15 protein-coding genes are annotated in these 18,356 nt (G+C 37.2%); 6 read left to right on the forward strand and 9 right to left on the reverse strand.

What is annotated here, in order from left to right; translation table 11 throughout:
- Positions 1 to 371 precede the first annotated feature (371 nt).
- Complete coding sequence (locus tag J7E77_RS24710) at positions 372 to 1,604, forward strand: molybdopterin-dependent oxidoreductase (RefSeq protein WP_214717509.1); 1,233 nt, start codon at positions 372 to 374, stop codon at positions 1,602 to 1,604.
- A gap of 406 nt (positions 1,605 to 2,010) precedes the next feature.
- On the opposite strand, the gene J7E77_RS24715 is transcribed toward J7E77_RS24710, so the two are convergent.
- From J7E77_RS24715 to J7E77_RS24730, 4 genes are all read right to left on the reverse strand, one after another.
- Complete coding sequence (locus tag J7E77_RS24715; RefSeq protein ID WP_214717511.1) at positions 2,011 to 2,577, reverse strand: LOG family protein; 567 nt, start codon at positions 2,575 to 2,577, stop codon at positions 2,011 to 2,013.
- Between the two features lie 837 nt (positions 2,578 to 3,414).
- A complete protein-coding gene (locus tag J7E77_RS24720; RefSeq protein WP_214717513.1) occupies positions 3,415 to 4,014 on the reverse strand; it encodes a hypothetical protein in 600 nt (199 codons plus the stop codon).
- Between the two features lie 765 nt (positions 4,015 to 4,779).
- The gene (locus J7E77_RS24725; protein ID WP_214717514.1) at positions 4,780 to 5,742 is read right to left on the reverse strand and encodes a tRNA dihydrouridine synthase; all 963 of its coding nucleotides are present in this window, start codon (positions 5,740 to 5,742) and stop codon (positions 4,780 to 4,782) included.
- A gap of 1,121 nt (positions 5,743 to 6,863) precedes the next feature.
- Complete coding sequence (locus J7E77_RS24730) at positions 6,864 to 7,037, reverse strand: hypothetical protein (protein ID WP_214717516.1); 174 nt, start codon at positions 7,035 to 7,037, stop codon at positions 6,864 to 6,866.
- A 316-nt stretch (positions 7,038 to 7,353) separates the two neighbouring features.
- On the opposite strand from J7E77_RS24730, the gene J7E77_RS24735 reads away from it, so the two are divergent.
- Positions 7,354 to 7,527, forward strand: coding sequence for a hypothetical protein (locus tag J7E77_RS24735; protein ID WP_214717518.1), 174 nt, complete (start codon positions 7,354 to 7,356; stop codon positions 7,525 to 7,527).
- Positions 7,528 to 7,818: 291 nt separating this feature from the next.
- On the opposite strand, the gene J7E77_RS24740 is transcribed toward J7E77_RS24735, so the two are convergent.
- Positions 7,819 to 7,986, reverse strand: a complete 168-nt coding sequence (locus tag J7E77_RS24740) for a hypothetical protein (protein WP_214717520.1) — start codon at positions 7,984 to 7,986, stop codon at positions 7,819 to 7,821.
- Between the two features lie 574 nt (positions 7,987 to 8,560).
- Here J7E77_RS24740 and J7E77_RS24745 point away from each other — a divergent pair.
- Positions 8,561 to 9,445 (forward strand): RMD1 family protein, encoded by an 885-nt coding sequence (locus J7E77_RS24745; protein ID WP_251026849.1) that lies wholly within the window; start codon positions 8,561 to 8,563, stop codon positions 9,443 to 9,445.
- A 79-nt stretch (positions 9,446 to 9,524) separates the two neighbouring features.
- On the opposite strand, the gene bioB is transcribed toward J7E77_RS24745, so the two are convergent.
- Positions 9,525 to 10,523, reverse strand: coding sequence for a biotin synthase BioB (gene bioB, locus J7E77_RS24750; protein WP_214717522.1), 999 nt, complete (start codon positions 10,521 to 10,523; stop codon positions 9,525 to 9,527).
- Positions 10,524 to 11,453: 930 nt separating this feature from the next.
- The gene (locus J7E77_RS24755; protein WP_214717524.1) at positions 11,454 to 12,314 is read right to left on the reverse strand and encodes an alpha/beta hydrolase; all 861 of its coding nucleotides are present in this window, start codon (positions 12,312 to 12,314) and stop codon (positions 11,454 to 11,456) included.
- 342 nt (positions 12,315 to 12,656) lie between these two features.
- Between J7E77_RS24755 and J7E77_RS24760 the strand changes: the two genes are divergently transcribed.
- Positions 12,657 to 13,052 carry a hypothetical protein gene (locus tag J7E77_RS24760; RefSeq protein WP_214717526.1) on the forward strand — a complete coding sequence of 132 codons (396 nt, stop codon included), beginning with the start codon at positions 12,657 to 12,659 and terminating at the stop codon, positions 13,050 to 13,052.
- Positions 13,053 to 13,137: 85 nt separating this feature from the next.
- Here the strand turns inward: J7E77_RS24760 and J7E77_RS24765 are convergent, their stop codons facing one another.
- On the reverse strand, positions 13,138 to 13,590 hold the full coding sequence (locus J7E77_RS24765; protein ID WP_214717528.1) for an NUDIX hydrolase: 453 nt from the start codon (positions 13,588 to 13,590) through the stop codon (positions 13,138 to 13,140).
- 187 nt (positions 13,591 to 13,777) lie between these two features.
- Between J7E77_RS24765 and J7E77_RS24770 the strand changes: the two genes are divergently transcribed.
- The gene (locus J7E77_RS24770) at positions 13,778 to 14,728 is read left to right on the forward strand and encodes a TRM11 family SAM-dependent methyltransferase (RefSeq protein ID WP_214717530.1); all 951 of its coding nucleotides are present in this window, start codon (positions 13,778 to 13,780) and stop codon (positions 14,726 to 14,728) included.
- 72 nt (positions 14,729 to 14,800) lie between these two features.
- Positions 14,801 to 15,868, forward strand: a complete 1,068-nt coding sequence (rlmN, locus tag J7E77_RS24775) for a dual-specificity RNA methyltransferase RlmN (protein WP_214717532.1) — start codon at positions 14,801 to 14,803, stop codon at positions 15,866 to 15,868.
- 305 nt (positions 15,869 to 16,173) lie between these two features.
- On the opposite strand, the gene fabF is transcribed toward rlmN, so the two are convergent.
- Complete coding sequence (fabF, locus tag J7E77_RS24780) at positions 16,174 to 17,415, reverse strand: beta-ketoacyl-ACP synthase II (protein WP_214717534.1); 1,242 nt, start codon at positions 17,413 to 17,415, stop codon at positions 16,174 to 16,176.
- Between the last annotated feature and the right edge of the window lie 941 nt (positions 17,416 to 18,356).

Genomic DNA, 18,356 nt, shown 5'->3' on the forward strand with positions numbered 1-18,356 from the left:
TTCTTTAAAGTCAATTTATTTCGCCGTTACTTATGATACCGTTCACAGGAACAGTTCAAAATGAGATTTTTATTTGTTTGGATGTAATTTCGGTAGAAGATTGTTTTGCATATTCTATTATTAATTTTACCAATTGCTGTTGCTCTTCTATTTTGGATGTTTGCCAACGGTATTTGGATCGCGAGGGCTATCTTGTCTAGACGGCAAAAAACGGGGAAGAAGCCATTAGGCTATGGAAGGATAATGATTTTACTCTTATCATTCGATCGTGGAAAGTCATGACGGCACTATTAGTGTGACAAGTGAGCTTGAAAAAGGGAGTACTTTTACTGTTACTATCCCCATTATTAAACGTTAGGTCGGTGTAAGGAATGAATTATCGACTTTTTTTTCAAAGGAAGTTGAATTTCGGCAAAAGACTTATTCGACTACATCATTCTAATGCCATTTTATTTCTAGTATTAAGTGTAACAGGTTCTATCTTATTTTCTTCTTCCTTTCGTTCCATTTTTCCATCCGTCAGAGTATGGATCAGGGATCTTCATATTTGGAGTGGAGTCATTCTTTGTCTACCTTTGATGTTTTATCTTCCTAAGATGAAGAAGCATCTCAAGACACTTCAAAAAAAGGAAAATAATCGTCGCAATCTCTATCTTATCTTTACGATCTTAATTCTATTGATTGCTTCAGGTTTTTTGTTAACCTTTCATAGACAATTTCCACCGTATATTAGCTCCTGGTCATTGTTCGTCCATGATTTAGCCACATGGATTGGGGCCCCATATACCATCTATCACAGCATTACCCGCAGTAAATGGTTTAATCGACTAGGGGAAGGAAAACAATCAGAAAAGAGCTTACAGGAACCTATCATCATTGATGACCGGAATCCGATTTATAAAAGAAGAACCTTTTTAAAAGTGTTAAGCGGAAGCCTAATCGCTATTACCTTTTTACCAACCTTTACAAAATGGATAAGGTCTTATCTCCCAACATACGGGGAGACAGAAGCTTTAACGGATGGTAATCAACTAAAGCCCTTGCCCGAGCCTAAGCCAAACTCCTCCCCGCCTATCGGCGGGGGCAAGAAGGGAGATTTTCGGTATTATACAGTTACAGAGGTTCCGAAATTCACCAATGAGAATTGGAACTTGACGATTGATGGTCTAGTTGAACAGAAAAAACATTATAATTGGAGTGAATTTGTACAGCTTAAACGGGATGTACAAGTAAGTGATTTCCATTGTGTAACAGGCTGGAGCGTTTATGATATCACTTGGGAAGGCATACCATTAAAGAAGCTTCTTGAGAATTCAGGTATTAAAAAAGAGGCAAAATACGTAAAATTTTATTCTGCTGATGGAGTTTACACCGATACCTTATCCCTAAAGCAAGCAATTGAGAAGGATATAATGGTCGCCATGTTATTAGATGGAAAATTAATTAATCAACAGAATGGCGGTCCTGTTCGATTAATCGTCCCGAAAATGTACGCTTACAAATCCGTTAAATGGTTAAACCGGATTGAACTCATTAAAGATGAACATATTGGGTACTGGGAAGAACGTGGATACTCAGAAAATGCCTGGGTTGGAAAAACATAAAAAATGGTGCAAGGCACCACCCGGATGATCGACACAATATTGCTAACTAAGGCATTGGATCATTGATAAGAAATTGAGCTTTTGCCTTTGCCGCTGTGTCAAAAGTTAGCAAGTGGATCCCAGTGTTCCCCTCCCGTTTTAGGAAGAGTTACACTTACGGCAGCTAATTTGGATTTCGCTTCTACTTTTGTGTTGATCGTTCCGTTCGATGCACTGTGTCTACGTAAAAGCATCACAATAAAGTAAGAAGCGAGTATTTATTGTTTAAAAAACATCATTTACTGTTGATAAGGTTCACCCCGATTAATACTAATGCCGGGCCGTTCTTCTCCTTTATCCCATAAAAACCAGCTATATCTGCATAGGTCTTCTTAATCTTTCCCAGGCACAACGACATATCCATTTCCTATTCATATGATTTGATCGTTGGAGGTATATAGTCTAAAAATTTATCTAATAATACGTCTGGTTGTTCTGCAATAATTGCCATCGAACGGAATTTCTCTTGGAGGAATCTTTGTTCGATCATATGGTCAAACAAGCTGATCAATGGGTCATAATAATGATTAATATTTAAAAGACCGCATGGCTTTTGATGCAAACCAATCTGACCCCACGTGAACATTTCAAAAAACTCTTCAAGTGTACCGGTTCCACCAGGCAAGACCACATATCCATCAGACAAATCAGCCATTTTTGCCTTTCTCTCGTGCATGGTTTCAACAGTAATTAACTCCGTTAAGCCTTTATGAGATATTTCACGTTCCTCCAATACTTTAGGGATCACACCAATCGCATGACCGCCTTCATTTAATACTGTATCTGCAACTGCACCCATCAACCCATTACTTGAACCGCCGTATACTAATGTAATGTCCCGTTTAGCTAACTCTTTTCCTAGTTGAATAGCTCCTGTTCTATACGCCTCTGAAGCACCGAAACTTGAACCGCAAAAGACTGCTAATCGTTTCATGCTACTGCCTCCCTAATTTTTTATCTATTATACAGTATATATTTGTCCCATCGAAATTAGAATATTTCAATAATAATACAAACAATATTGCCGGTAGTTCAGTGTATGTACAGTTCCACCGGTTGCTAATGCCTTCGAAATAGCAATACTGGACAAGCTGTAATACGATTTATTTTCCTTAGAAATATATTTTTTTGATAAAGTTCGGTTTTAAAAATTGTTTTCGTTAGTCAAAAAGAGCGTTCCTCCTTATTAAAGAAACGCACCCGTTAGCCATCCATGAATCGCAAAAATCGGCTCTTCACCACAGAGAATGAAAATGGTTAGGATGGGTCAATACTGATACTGACCTTAATCCAGTCAACCCTAATCCATAGACTTATTATTATCGCTCTCCTCTTTTTTTTAACGTTTGAGCAGGGTCTTCTTAAGTATTGTCATTTTCTTATCTTGAAGAAACATATTTTCATGGTAGTTTAAGTACAGTCTTTCACAATCTCTCCAAACTACCCCGTCAGACAGGCGGTTTTGCCTGTTGAAAAAAATTCATAGTAAATTTGAAACCTTCAATAAGCCATATAATATCAGTAGAAGTCCTAAATAAAACAAGGATGTTAATCCCGCAAAAGGCTCTATAACAAATTCAAAAAATACTCCCCATTTGTCCTTAGCAGATTTTTGCTTTCATTAAATCTGGTATAAAAAAACTCAACGAAATTACGATACATACAACACCTGCGACTAAGGATAAAGCCCCCATTATTAACACCCCACAACATATTTTAAACTCTTGCACCCGTTAGCTTAAGTACAATATTTCACAAACTCCCTTAAATATCATCCTTTAACCTTATGAGCTGAAAAATTCTTAGCAACCACATAGGAGTTACCCATTACTAATAGTCTATAATCTGTTGAATAGTCCTGTTCGTTTCTATAATGTAGTGGCAACACAGTTGTCTTATAACCGTACTTTGTTAACACATTCCTATATGAATCCAATAAGTTTAATGGTCCCTTAGCAAAAAGTCCAAATCCTCCATCTAGAAGTGTATCAATTCTATTATTTATGTATTCACCGAACGGTATGTAACCTTCGGTATTGTCATTATGAGTTTTATAAAGTTCCCCAATAACTTCTGTAGTCGAATTAGTTCTTCCGTTAAAGAATATCTCACCCCATTCTTTGTTATAATTCCATAGCAACTCGTGTTCACTAAGTACCTCCCATTCTTCAAACACATCGTATTCAAACCTATGAGTTCCGATGTCTTCACATACAATCTGCCACTCCTCTTGAATTTCCTCTTCATAACAAAATGTTAGGTTAATATTAACTGTTATTTTGTCTAAATATTTTTTAAAACCAACAAGGTGTATATCCACATCAGTCTTATTGTGTGGTTTTGTAATTGCTTCATCTAACTCTTCCAGCATATAGCTCACCTCATAAATTCTCCTTAGAGTTCTAATATAAATTCAGCAAAAAGGAGCATATTTCCTCCTTGAAATAATGCTCATCCTCTCATATCACTTATTTCGCTAACCTGCCCTTTAGTCGAATAAGAAAAGGCTGCATCATAGCAGCCAGATTATTTAGAAATGCCCCCGATTGTTTAAGTGTATTTCTTCACAAACAATCCTATTTCATCCTTCAATTTTCACAAGAATGCTGCCATTTTTTCGCAAAACAAAATATCCAGCATTTTCCATCCAAATATTTAAGATAAGCCCCTTTAGTTTATAAAATAGTAACCCATTAGAAAGTCTTTTTTCTATAGTTAGTTTGATAAAAGAGCTATTCAACTTAGAATATACTACACTAGATTTGTTCCAAGAACACATTTGCTGCTTTTGTAAACATCTGATACTTCTTCCAGACAAGATAAAGTCCTGTTTCCACCTTCGGCTCCAATGGACGGAAAAACAGGCTTATCGCTAATGGACAAGCCTGTTACTCTCATACCAATTCAATTTTCGCCACAGCCTCACAATGTGCAGAGTGTATGTGGCAACACAAGGGTGCTGGTGGGTTTATTACATTCTTGAGACCTTTTTCTTTCAGAAAACAGACTTTATCAAAACAAAAGTTGCCGGCTGCAAAGGAACTTGAAACTGAATAAAATAAGTACACATGAGTTGATGTGATTCATTTTTTCTCTAACTTTTTGAGAGTTACATCATTTCACTGTCCCCGTTCCATCAACATTCTTTTCCAAAGTTATCAAGCAATGCACGCACTTCATCTGTTGATTTCGTGTTCATCAATTGATTTCTTAATTCACCAGCTCCACGGAATCCTTTGACATAAATTTTGAAAAAGCGATGAAGCCCTGTGATTGAACGTGGCAGTACTTCCGCATATTGATCTTGAAGATCAAGCTGCAGTCTTAAAAGATCAAGGTATTCTTTACTGCTATGCTCTTTTGGCTCTTTTTCAAAAGCAAAAGGATTTTTAAAAATACCTCGACCGATCATAACGCCATCAATACCATATTGTTCAGCAAGCTGCAGCCCAGTTTGACGGTCAGGAATGTCTCCATTGATTGTTAGTAGCGTATTTGGTGCGATACGGTCACGTAATTTTTTGATTTCCGGAATTAGCTCCCAATGCGCCTCTACTTGGCTCATTTCCTTTCTTGTACGTAAATGAATAGAAAGGTTCGCAATATCCTGTTTTAAAATATGCGTTAGCCACTCCTCCCACTCATTTACATCCTTATAGCCAAGTCGTGTTTTCACGCTGACAGGCAGTCCGCCCGCTTTTGCTGCTTGAATAAGTTCTGCCGCAACGTCTGGACGCAGAATAAGGCCACTACCTTTCCCTCTCGATGCCACATTCGGTACAGGGCATCCCATATTAATATCGATGCCTTTAAATCCTAGCTCTGCCATGCCAATACTCATTTGACGGAAATATTCGGGATTATCCCCCCAAATATGAGCCACCATTGGCTGTTCATCTTCTGTAAAAATCAAACGGCCACGCACACTTTTCATGCCCTCTGGATGACAATAGCTATCCGAGTTTGTAAACTCTGTGAAAAATACATCCGGTCGACCGGCTTCACTTACTACGTGACGAAAAACAACATCTGTCACATCTTCCATTGGTGCAAGTACAAAAAATGGTCGTGGTAAATCACGCCAAAAATTATCTATCATTTCAAACTCAAATCCTCTCACTATGGATACAACTTCAAACTCTCAATCAAAAAATATAAAGCCAAATGTTCCACTTCTTTTACACTTATATCATGCTTAATAACTTATTATCAAACACAAGTACATTTGTACATTTATAATGTGTGAAAAACTATTGTGAAAATCAGCAATGTTTATTTTAACGAAAATCGGTCCTGAATGGTATTTTTATAAACAAAAAAGCAGATGGTATAGATTTTTTCTATATCAACTGCTTTTCTATTATACCAACTCCAACCACGCAACCGCTTCACAATGTGTGGAGTGTAATTGACAACACAAAAGGGATGTTGGTGGATATATCAACATTCTTTGAATTTTTTTTTAAACAAGTACTTGTTCAATAAAAGCACCCGATAATTTAAGTGAATTTCTTCACAATCTCTCTTATACTGCTCATAATTCTTTCAAAAAGGTGGTGTACTTTGTTACACGTTGCATTCGAAATCGCGATACTACACAAAAAACGACAATGAAAAACGTATATATTTCAACACCAATGGATTTCTAATTCTTAGTGGACATCTTTCAGAACCGGATTCCTTATTAAACTAATAACTTACTTATCTACAGTATGATTTTCTACCGTATTCAACGTAAGTAAAGATAGTAAAAATGCCAGTTTTTTATCTTTGTAGAAGCATTATCTACAGTAAGTATTTATAGTTTTCAACGTTAACAAACATAGGACTTTACTTGGAGGGGTGGGTATGATAGGCTTGGATGCCTGATGAAACAACTGCTTCAGCCTTTCAAGACAAATCGTACCTACAGAGGCTCCAAGACAAGTCTTTAAACGCTTATCTTTGGATATATATAAACAATGATAAAAGGTGCATCACATCAACGTTTTTTTGCTGATACTGTATATAAGCGGCAGGTTACTTGAAAAAGGAAAAGCGATTCTTCGTTAATGAAGCATCGCCAACGTTAGTAAAAATCATCGATATGTTTTTATATGTTTGTAACTATTAACTCACCACACTGAATCTTGACTTAAAGTAAGTTCGGTCTTCCGTTTTTACGCTTTAAGTTTGTAGTAATAAAAAATAAGTCAATCAGATATAAATTGACTTAAACCATTACGTTTCTTGTTTATTGATTGTATTGTTAACTAAGTTTTGAGTTGCATCTCGAGACGACTCTGCCTCATTTTCAATAGCTGGCTGCACGTAGTTTAAAGCTGACTGATTTATGTTTTTAAATATTTTCATTTTATTTTCAGGATCGTTCTGATTTCGATTACTTTCCTTCATTGTCAATTCCTCCATTGTTTTCTTTCATCTTTTTATTCTCTGATTTATTTTGAAATATATACAAAACAACTCCTTTTTTTGTTGCAAATTTCGGTCAATTCCAACATAAGGGAGTCATTTCTCTACTTCGATCAAAACTGCCTCGTGAGTTGAATAAAATAGGCTGCATTTGTTTGCAGCTCCTTCATCCACTCAAGCACCCGTTTATTTAAGTATATTTTTCACAAACTTAATAAATTAGTTCATTAAATTTTTCTGCATTTTCACACTGTAAAAAGGTTAAAGTAATATAAAATGAGGGAAAGAAGGAAAATAAATGATAAAAGTTAATAATCACAAGTTACAAAGAGGTTCAAACAAAACAGATAATACTATGGATCACGTTCCCATTGTGGATAATTTAAATAGCGATAATGCATTTAGTGATAATGGCTTAGAAAACGCCCTGCTATTAGAGGAATCTGTTAAAAATAAAAAATCTAATAGCTAAGTTAGAAAGTTTATTTCAAGTAGAAGGAAATTCCATCTTTAAATTTTGCGGATGGAACTAAAAATAATAATTATTGATATATTTTTTTAAGCAATCGCAAAAATGGTTAGTTATATACTACTTGAGATAAAAACTACTAAGAGGCTATATCCTTAGTAGTCTTTTTAGTTCGGTGTCATCATAAGGAGTATAGTTACTTGAAGGAAATTTCTTGTTCTTCATTGTTCTGATAATTCCCAAACCAGAAAACAAATAATTACACACTAAGCACCCATAAAGGGTGCCTTTTTTCTATTGTTGTTCAATTACTGGTTCAATTTTTCTGGTTACTTTGTTATCTACACTAGCAAATTCCGTTCCGTATTTACCTGAAGATCCAGCTTGGTTCCGAGACGCTTCAGCTTGATTTGCACGTACTTCAGCATCTGTTGACCTACTTTGCTTTTTGTTATCTACCATTATAATCACCTCCAGAGTATTAATGTAACCAAAAATTTCAGTTTATCTTAGTTATAAAAGCCACACATATTTTATATATTTATTTCTCATCCAGTAAAACTCTACCTTATATCCTAATAAATGGAGGTATCCTTATGGATGATATGAGACATAATGGAATTATTTCTCTAATGCAACTGAACTGCTCTTAAGTTGAAAAAGAAAATAAAAGAAGCACTCAAAATTTTGAGCACTTCTTCGCATTTCTTTAGACATAAGATCCCGGCAGTTAAGGCTGCCAAGATTTTTTTATTCTACCCGCTTCGGGGATGGCTCTTTTATTTTTTCATTCACTGCTTTGTGTAGTATTAAAAAATTCAGACTGATCTTTTTTGTTAGCCTTTACATTATTGTTATTTTTACCCATTTTTTCCATCTGATTCATAACTTAATTTCTGCGGTACCTTTTTATTCTCTTCCATAACTTCCCCCTTTCAAAACTAGTTTGTCCCTTTATCTTTTTTTGTAATACGATGCATTGGCGATTTACATCCACCATAAATTACTCTAAGAATTGTCCAAGCATGTTTTTGTGTTGATTAGAATAAAATCAAAGAAAGGACAAATCACTGGAAAGGTGATCAAAGTGAAAGAAATTACCTTTAAAGCATTTGCCATTACCCATGAAATTGACTTGAACAAAATTGCCATCCATTGCGGTATTCCCAAGAAATTCACTTGGGAACAGCCACTAATCCTGAAAGGCGATATTCTAGAATCGATCCTCCATAAAAATGTAGTTGATTCGCAAATGGTGTTAGTCTTTTCTTTTGGCAGCATTGTCTTCATTAATCACACACACGTTGATGAGATAACAGTCCTACTTCACTACATCCATTCCTTTGAACCAGACTTTGAAATCGAACAGGCTGATAGATATAGCGACGATTACTGCCTTCATATCTGTGAAACGGAGAATATTGAATTGACCGACGAATATGTGGTCGTGCCAGAATATGAGGATTTTTATCCTGAATTGATTTCTACAGTAATCGCCAAATCAGTGGCACTCGAGAAAACAGAGGAACAACTCGGGAAAATCCACGACAAACTTGAAACCATGATCGACAGGCTAGAGAAAGGAAAACTGAGAATCGGCAACAAGGAACTGGCAAGGACCACTGCAAAAATCGTCCGTCATGAGTATAATACGCTTGCCTATATCATGATTTTGGATAAGCCTGATATTACATGGACAAGCAGCACAGCTGGTGATTTTTATGACAGGATGTTGGAGTTTTTTGAGTTGAATGATCGCTATAAAATTTTAAAAAGCAAAACGGAGATTTTATATAACATCATGGATGGTTTTTCCACCATCAGCCATTCGATTCGTGGCCTATTCGTGGAATGGATCATCGTAACTCTCATTGTTGTTGAGATTGGTCTGACGATCTTAGAAATTGGCGGATGGTTATAAGCTATATACTAAAAAAAGAGACACCTAATGACTTCGGTCAGGGTGTCTCTTGCTTTGATTTGGTATTACAATAAACCCTCTAGCTAAGGCTAGCTTTCATTTCTTCTACGGATTCTACTTCAAATCCTAAATCAAGTAACATTTTGTGATCTTCCGTTTCAGCTTGTCCAGTCGTTGTTAAGTAATCACCGACAAAGATGGAATTGGCTGCATATAAACCCAATGCTTGGAGTGAACGTAGGTTAACTTCTCGTCCACCTGATATTCGAATTTCCTTTGTTGGATTGATAAAACGAAATAATGCCAAAACCTTTAAACAATAAAGTGGGTTCAATTCCTTTACTCCTTCTAACGGAGTACCATCAATCGCATGTAAGAAATTAACTGGAATTGAATCCGCATCAAGAGCTTTTAAGCTGTTAGCCATATCGACTACATCTTGCTTTGTCTCCTTCATCCCTACAATGACACCTGAACATGGAGACATTCCGTATTCTTTTACCGTTTCAACCGTATTGACTCGATCATCGTATGTATGTGAAGTTGTGATGTTTGCATGATTGCTCGCAGATGTATTGATATTATGATTGTAACGATCTACCCCGGCTTCTTTTAATCGTTTTGCTTGGTCAGGTTTTAACAGCCCTAGGCAGGCACAAACTTTCAATCCATATGTTGTCTTTATTTCTTTAACTGCGTCCACCACGTGATCTACATCTTTATTAGATGGCCCTCTACCACTAGCAACAATACAGTACGTCCCTATATTTAAATCATGTGCACGTTTGGCACCTTCAAGTATAGTATCCTTGTCTACCATTCTGTAAGAATTAATCGGTGCTGTCGAAATAGAAGATTGAGAGCAATAGCCACAATTTTCCTGACAGAGTCCAGATTTCGCATTCATGATCATATTAAGCTTTACTTTTTTTCCATAATATCTCTTTCTAATTTGAAAGGTAGCATGCATTAGTAAAAGTACATCATCATCAGGACAATCTAAAATTGAAAGGGCCTCCTGATTTGTTATTTCCTCCCCATCTAACACACGATCTGCAAGTTCCATCCAGTTATTCATCTTTATCCCTCCATTTTATTTCATTTACCATGCAAATCCGATAAATTCCGAATATTCCAAAGTTCCGAAATTCCAACCATATGCCTTTTAATTGTAAACCAAAATCACAACAAGGTTAACAATTAAATCATAGAATCATTAAATTATTCTGTCAATAAGGTTTGGAATATTTTTTGATGTCCCAATGAAAGACTATCTCTAGACAAATAAAGCCCAGTCCTACGACTGGGCCCATTAACGTTTTAATAATATCAAAAACTCAGCATATTACACAGACGACTTTTCTATACCCACTAATGGTTTTTTTGGAAATATATTATAAACGATATGAAACGTTGTAAAATAACGGTGAGGTGTTTAATGTGAAAAGAACTATCTTTAAACGCGTAGAAGGAAAGAAAGTTATTAAACAACACTAAGAAAATTACATAAACTAATTACCATTTGAAGTGGAAAGTAGGTAAACCAATGTCTAAACAAATTCACAATTCATTAAAGGTTTTGCTAGTTTCTAATTTTTATCTCCACGGGCTTTAGTCGCATTCACTAGTTACCGTTGAACCTTTTATTCCGGCTTCACGGGCATCATACCCTTCCTATGGTTACCATTGAACCTTTTTTTCCGACCTCACGGGCAACATACACTTCCTATGGTTACCGTCGGACCTTTTTTTCCAGCCTCACGGGCATCATACCCTTCCTATGGTTACCGTCGGACCTTTTTTTCCAGCCTCACGGGCATCATACCCTTCCTATAGTTACCGTTGAACCTTCTTTTCCGACCTCACGGGCATCATACCCTTCCTATGTTACCGCTGGACCGATTATGTCTTCATATACGAAAAATACCACAGCATTATGTACTGTAGTAAGAAAATATCTTATTTTCAACTAAAGTCCAGCTCTTCATAAAATAGCGGGAAATGGACTTTAAATGATCTCTATATATAGCACCTTTTGTTTTTTATCCATCTGTTTGTCTAACCAGCCAACCAAATCTCCTAAAAACTTCTCTCTTCCCACTCCATCAAAGGGGCGATGCTTGACTAAAGAGTACTCATATAGCTGTTTATCCTTTGAAGCAACTTGTTGAAAAAATTGGCTCAGCTTTGCTGGTGGTGTAATTCTATCGTCAAGTCCGTATTGCAATAAAAACGGAAGACTAATCGAAGTTGCTTTATTTACAACGCGTGAAGTCGCTTGGATTAAGCTATGTCCCAAACCAGGTGTAACGATATTGTGACGTAAACGGTCGGAATAATATTTAGCACGCACGGCTGAATTTTTCCTCAGCAATCGAAAATTTCGAGATTTATTGATACTATAGTCTGGTTTAACCTTCCCCATTAAGCTAATCCCTAACTGCTCTATCGGTGTCACTTCGTAAGAGATGGCAGGTGAAATCGCAATAATGCCTGAGATACCTGCGCTATGATCTAAAGCATAGTCGAGGGTAATCAGGCCGCCAATGCTATGTCCCACAATATACAATGGCAATTCGGGCTGATCTAGAGATACGAGCTTTCGAAACTCGTGTAAATCCCCTCTAAATTCATCCCAAGACCGGATAAATCCCCTTTTACCAGTACTTTTTCCATGACCGCGCAAATCAAAGGCATAAACAATATATTCTTTTTTAACCAAACTTTCGCTAAGATTCTGGAGCCCTCCGCTATGGTCGCCATGACCGTGAACTAAAATAACTGCCGCTTTTGGAGCCGTTAATGGCTCGGTCACTTGAAAAAATAGTTCTGTTCCATCGACACCATTAAATGTCCCTTCTGTTGTCATTCCAAGTAATCCTCCTGTTGAAAACCTTATTAAATCAAGTCATTGTAGTTTAGAAAGCATTTTAAGTTCCTTTTATTATAAAACAATGCAAAAATAACCGCAAAAAAACTTGGCCTTTGGAAACCACAGCTATATCCTCCGGCACCTTCAATATGTTTGTCCAAAAAATCGCTTACAAATCTTAATACTTTGAATATTTTAAAGTATATATACAAACCTAAGAAATTGTATTATTATTTCAATAATATAAAAATTAAAGAAATTTCGACAAAAATATAAGCAGCAATTTGATAGGAAAAAATGTCTATAAAAATTCGACAGCATGTACGGGAGGTGAGTAAGATGGAAATCCTTGAAAATAAGCGGTATTCAACAAAGGGTATATGTACGGTAGAGGGATGCGATGAACAAATAAAAGCACGACAGTTATGTAATAAGCATTATGTAAGAATGAGAAGGTCCGGAAAAATAGACACTATTAGGGTAGAAGCTTGCTCAATTGACCATTGTCTGGCTGTAGACTGTTCCAAACCTTATTTTGCAAATGGATACTGTGAACATCATAACTACATTTACAATAAATTAGGCTACCCACATATGCCAAAAGTAATAAAATTATGTGGAGTTAAAAATTGTTCAAATTACCACTTTCTTAGAGGGCTATGTGAAGGCCACTACAACGAGTGGATATCAAATCTAAAAAAATTACCAGCTCTTGCTGCGAATGAGAAAATGTAATTATTCTGTCTATATGATGTCCATGGAGACAAATACTATATTACACCATTGACTATACCTGCAAATAGACCTTCTTATGAAAGGTCTATTTGAGCATATTAGGATATTGTTGAATCATTTTCATGACTAACGGACTGGTTTGTTCCGGTAACTCGTGTAACGGGAAAAATCCAGCATCAATCGACTCTTTCCCATCAATTTTGATCGTATTCTTTTTAATATCTTTTGATACATAGGCAATCGTGACTGGATAGAATTCATCGCCATTTGGCAGCTTTCGAAAATACTGCTTACCTGAAAATATCTCTACTAACTGAAGTTGGCCAATTTCAACGCCGGTTTCTTCAAACACTTCTCTTCTTCCGGCCTCCTCGACAGACTCCCCTAATTCTAATAGCCCGCCTGGAAGTCCCCAAATGCCTTCAGGTCTTTTTTGTAAAAGAATTTTTCCTTTATCATCAATTACGCACACCATAGCACCTACTAAAATAAGTGGCCGGTTCCCGACTATTTTTCGTAAATCTTCAATATAGCCCATCATTAACCTCCATAAATTGCCTCATTATAATTATAATCTAGCGAATTGGTGCCCGACACTCATTTCGACACCCAATTAAAGGAAATTTTTAAAAATGCGTCTTTTCTTGGTATAATAGATTATGTTTTTCAGATAAACTTGAGGTGAAGATGAAATAAATAAATTAAAGTATGATAACGATTTGGATATGACTCTCCAAAAAGGTACGACCTATATATATACTTACGCCTATGCTGAGGATGAACGCTCTTTGTGTGCTTTGGAAATGCGCTCATTATTCGGTGAGGTGTCTCAATCTAATGTCTTGGAAAGTTTCGTAAAAATCGACCCAAGTCGAAGCCCGTTTATTAAAGAAAGAATCACGGTGTTATATGAGGTGGAAAGCCTTGAGGATCTTTTTATACAGGTAGAAACTTTACAACTAAGCGGAGCAACGTTTAAAGTCACCTATGTAAAAAATAGTGGTCAGGCAAAAAGTGAACAAGAAGGATTCGAAAACCGACGTGCCATTGAACGAGAGCTTGGCTTACACATCAATGGTCAAGCAGATCTTCGTCATCCTGATCGATTGTTTAGCGTCATGAATATAGACGGAAGTTGGGTCTTCGGTGAGTATGTAAAAAGTGAGTCGGTTTGGTTTCGGCATCAAAAGAAGCCAAACAGTTATTCCACAGCGCTCAACACACGTGTGGCTAGAGCAGTGGTAAATATCGCCATCCCCAATCCAAACGGAATTAAGGCCATCGATCCTTGCTGTGGAATTGGAACCGTCCTAGTTGAAGCTAGGTCGATGGGAATTGATATTGTCGGAAGTGATCGCAATCAGTTGATCCTTCCTGGGGCACGAGAAAACATGATACACTTTGGTCTTAGCGGAGAAATAATTTTAGCTGATATTCGCGAGATCACCAATCATTATGATGTAGCAATTATTGATTTGCCTTATAATTTGTGTTCGGTGATAACCCCGGAAGAACAGCTTGAGATGCTCCAAAGTGCACGTCGTATCGCAAACAGAGTGGTCGTGGTCACCGTTGAACCGATCGATGAAATCCTTATTAAAGCAGGTTTTTCGATTATTGATCGAGCGGTTGCTAAAAAAGGGTTATTTATACGAGAAGTGATTGTATGTAATTGATAGGGCTCTTTTAAGATATATCGGAATCTGTGTAAAAAAAGAATTATTACTGTAACGAAATGAGGGGAACTTATGAATAAAGAGTCCATCTATGGATTAACGATAGATCAATTGGCATCCTGGCTTACCGAGCACGGTGAGAAGAAGTCGAGAGCACAAAAAGTATGGGAATATCTTTATCGAAAGCGTGTCACAAATTTCTTGGAAATGACAGAAGTAAATCAAGCGTGTGTTCAATTACTGTCAGACAACTTCGTGATCCAAACCTTACAGGAGCATATTAAGCAAGAATCCGCCGATGGAACAATTAAGTTCTTGTTTAAACTTCAGGATGGCAACTTGATTGAAACGGTTTTAATGCGCCAGAAATATGGCCTTTCCGTTTGTGTGACAACGCAAGTAGGCTGTAACATCGGCTGCAGTTTTTGTGCGAGTGGTTTATTAGCAAAAAGCCGGGATTTATCGAGTGGGGAAATTGTCGAGCAAATTATGAACGTTCAATTGCATCTGGACAACAAAGGACAAGGTGAAACGGTCAGTCACGTAGTCGTGATGGGGATTGGTGAACCATTTGATAATTTTATAAACCTAATAGACTTTATCAGGGTGATTAAAGATGATAAAGGGCTTGCGATTGCGGCTAGACGGATCACCGTGTCAACCAGCGGTCTCGCGGACAAGCTTATTGAGTTCACGGATATGGGGCTGCAGGTAAATCTTGCTGTTTCCTTGCATGCGCCAAATAATGAGCTTCGTACACGTATTATGAAAATAAACCGTGCGATTCCGATTGAAAGATTAATGCAGGCGATGGAGTATTACGTAGAAAAGACAAACCGTCGGATTACCATTGAATATATTCTGTTGCGTGATGTAAATGATCATAAGCAAGAAGCCGAGCAACTGGCCGAACTTCTTCGCCCTCTCGGACAGCAAGTCTATGTAAACTTAATTCCATATAATCCGGTCGATGAACATAGTCAATATCAAAGAAGTGAACAGGAATCAGTCCTGGCATTTTATGATACGTTGAAAAAGGGCGGGATTAATTGTAAAATCCGCCAAGAACACGGAACAGATATTGATGCGGCGTGCGGCCAGTTACGAAGCAAACAAATCAAAAAAGCTGAAGTACAGTAATTTCATTAAAAGGTTATGTTAAACAAGGTGTTTGGTTTAACATAACCTTTTTAGTTTTATCCGCATTTTATGTCTGTGCCGATTTCGACATTCTTTTCTCCATTTCCCGGGAAAAATCCTTTTTAATTCAAGGGGTTTTCTTGTTATTAATCAAACGTTTGGTTAGGAAGGAATTATCGGGAAACCTGTCAAAGTGTGATTTATTACCGATAAAAGTCCTTTTATCGACTTGTTTTTTATTTTAATAGTGGAAAAACAACATACAAAAAAGGTATCTAAATGATATTTAGACACCTTCATTTTAGTTACTCAGTAAACTTTTTAAAAATCAATGTGGCATTATGACCGCCAAATCCTAATGAGTTGGATAGCACTACTTGAACATCCTTCTCCTTTGCCACATTGGGGACATAATCTAAATCAAGTTGTTCATCAGGTGTTTGATAGTTAATGGTTGGAGGAATGATTCCTTCCTTGATGGCTAATAGAGAAAAAATGGCCTCAATTGCTCCTGTAGCTCCCAACAAGTGGCCCGTCATCGATTTCGTGGAACTGACAGATAAAGTATAGGCATGTTCCTTGAAAACCTCTTTAATGGCTAACGTTTCATACAAATCATTATAATAAGTCGAGGTCCCATGTGCATTGATATAGTCGACTTGTTCAGGGGAAATCCCAGCATCATCTAATGCTAATTTCATTGCTCTCCCTGGTCCATCTCCGTCTGGTGCAGGTGTAGTAATATGATGGGCATCACCCGTAGCTCCATATCCTATCAATTCCCCATATATATTCGCACCACGCGCTAAAGCATGCTCTAATTCTTCTAGCACCACAATTCCTGCGCCTTCCCCGATGACAAATCCATCACGATTCTTATCAAAAGGCCGGCTTGCTGTGTTCGGATCTGGATTTTTTGAAAGGGCTGTCATATTAGAAAATCCGGCAACGGTCATCTCTGTAATCGTTGCTTCTGTTCCGCCAGCAATTATCATATCCACATTCCCCTTTTGAATAACGCGGAATGCATCACCGATTGAATTGGCGCCTGACGCACATGCTGTAACCGAACAATTGTTGATTCCTTTTGCTCCAAGTGCAATAGAAACTTGTCCAGCCGCCATGTCAGGGATAAACATGGGAATAATAAACGGGTTGACTCTTCTTTGACCTTTTTCAATAAATTTCCGATGTTGTTCCTCGAATTCAGCTAGCCCGCCAATTCCTGATCCAATCCAAACGCCCACTCGCTCAGGTTGAATATTCTCACCGATTCGGATTCCTGCATCATTGACAGCCATTTGACTTGCAGCAACTGCGAACTGGCTATAACGCCCCATTCTTCTCGCTTCTTTTTTATCCATAAATTCTTCTGGTGCAAAGCCCTTTACTTCCGCGGCGATTTTGATATCCACTTTTTCTACATCAAATATCGTTGCTGGTCCAATACCTGAGACACCACGTTTAATCTGTTCCCATGTTGAATGAGCATCATTCCCCAAAGGAGTGACTGCTCCAATACCTGTAATCACTACTCTTTTATTCATTTAATGCTCTCTCCCACCCATTATTCAAAGTAATTTACCGACGAATTATCATCCTTTATAGTTTAACTAATTTAGAGTGGTTGGACAAATTGATATCGAACTATCTTTAGATTTAAGTTTATTTTGTGTAAGCAAATGGATGTCACTTAAGCATATCAAAGTTTAACTACACATCACCTATTTGGGACAGGTGAATGTTGTTTTCAGTTTCATAAAGCCGTACATTAGGCGGGCATTTCTTCCTTTTTGCGTATGAGGATTAATTTTTGAGCTGAGGCATTCCATAAATTGCTTATCACAGTAACACGGGGAATTCCCTCGGCTCAGACAGCGGTCATGCTGGTAGCAGCAGCCATCTACATCATTAATTGGACTACCCGGCCCGCTGCATCCTGGCCCACACCATCGATAACCTGGAAAAATACAAAGAGGCAGCAGGCTCTTTTTTCTACGTTTCAATCATTTACACCTCCTAGAAGTTTATTACTATATTAATATGGAAAAATATAAAACCTGATTAGACATGTTTTCTAAAAGAAAACCTGACCCCAGTACCTGTCTGATTTTAAAAAGTGGAACTCACGATTGATTTTGTTTTAGCTATGAAGTTTCAAGGTTCTCTAACAAGCTATCGTGGAATACATTAAACATAATAGGTTTTTACGGCTTATAGGTTTTATTAAAAATTTTCACATGAAAGGGGAATCTATACTATGGATGTTTGCATTTCTTGTGGGAGTGAATTGTCCAAGTTTGAAAGGAATAGAAGTGAATGTTGGGAGTGCATGGATACGACCACCGAAGCATATACAGAAGAGGAATGATTTTTTTAAGTACTGACTATATTATGAAAATAAAAAAGGTCCCAGTCCTCTAGACAAACATTAGGACTGGGGCCTTTTTGGCTATAGAGACCGTACGTCATTGGATGCATTTTCAAC

It is taken from the genome of Bacillus sp. ISL-77 (assembly GCF_018613105.1).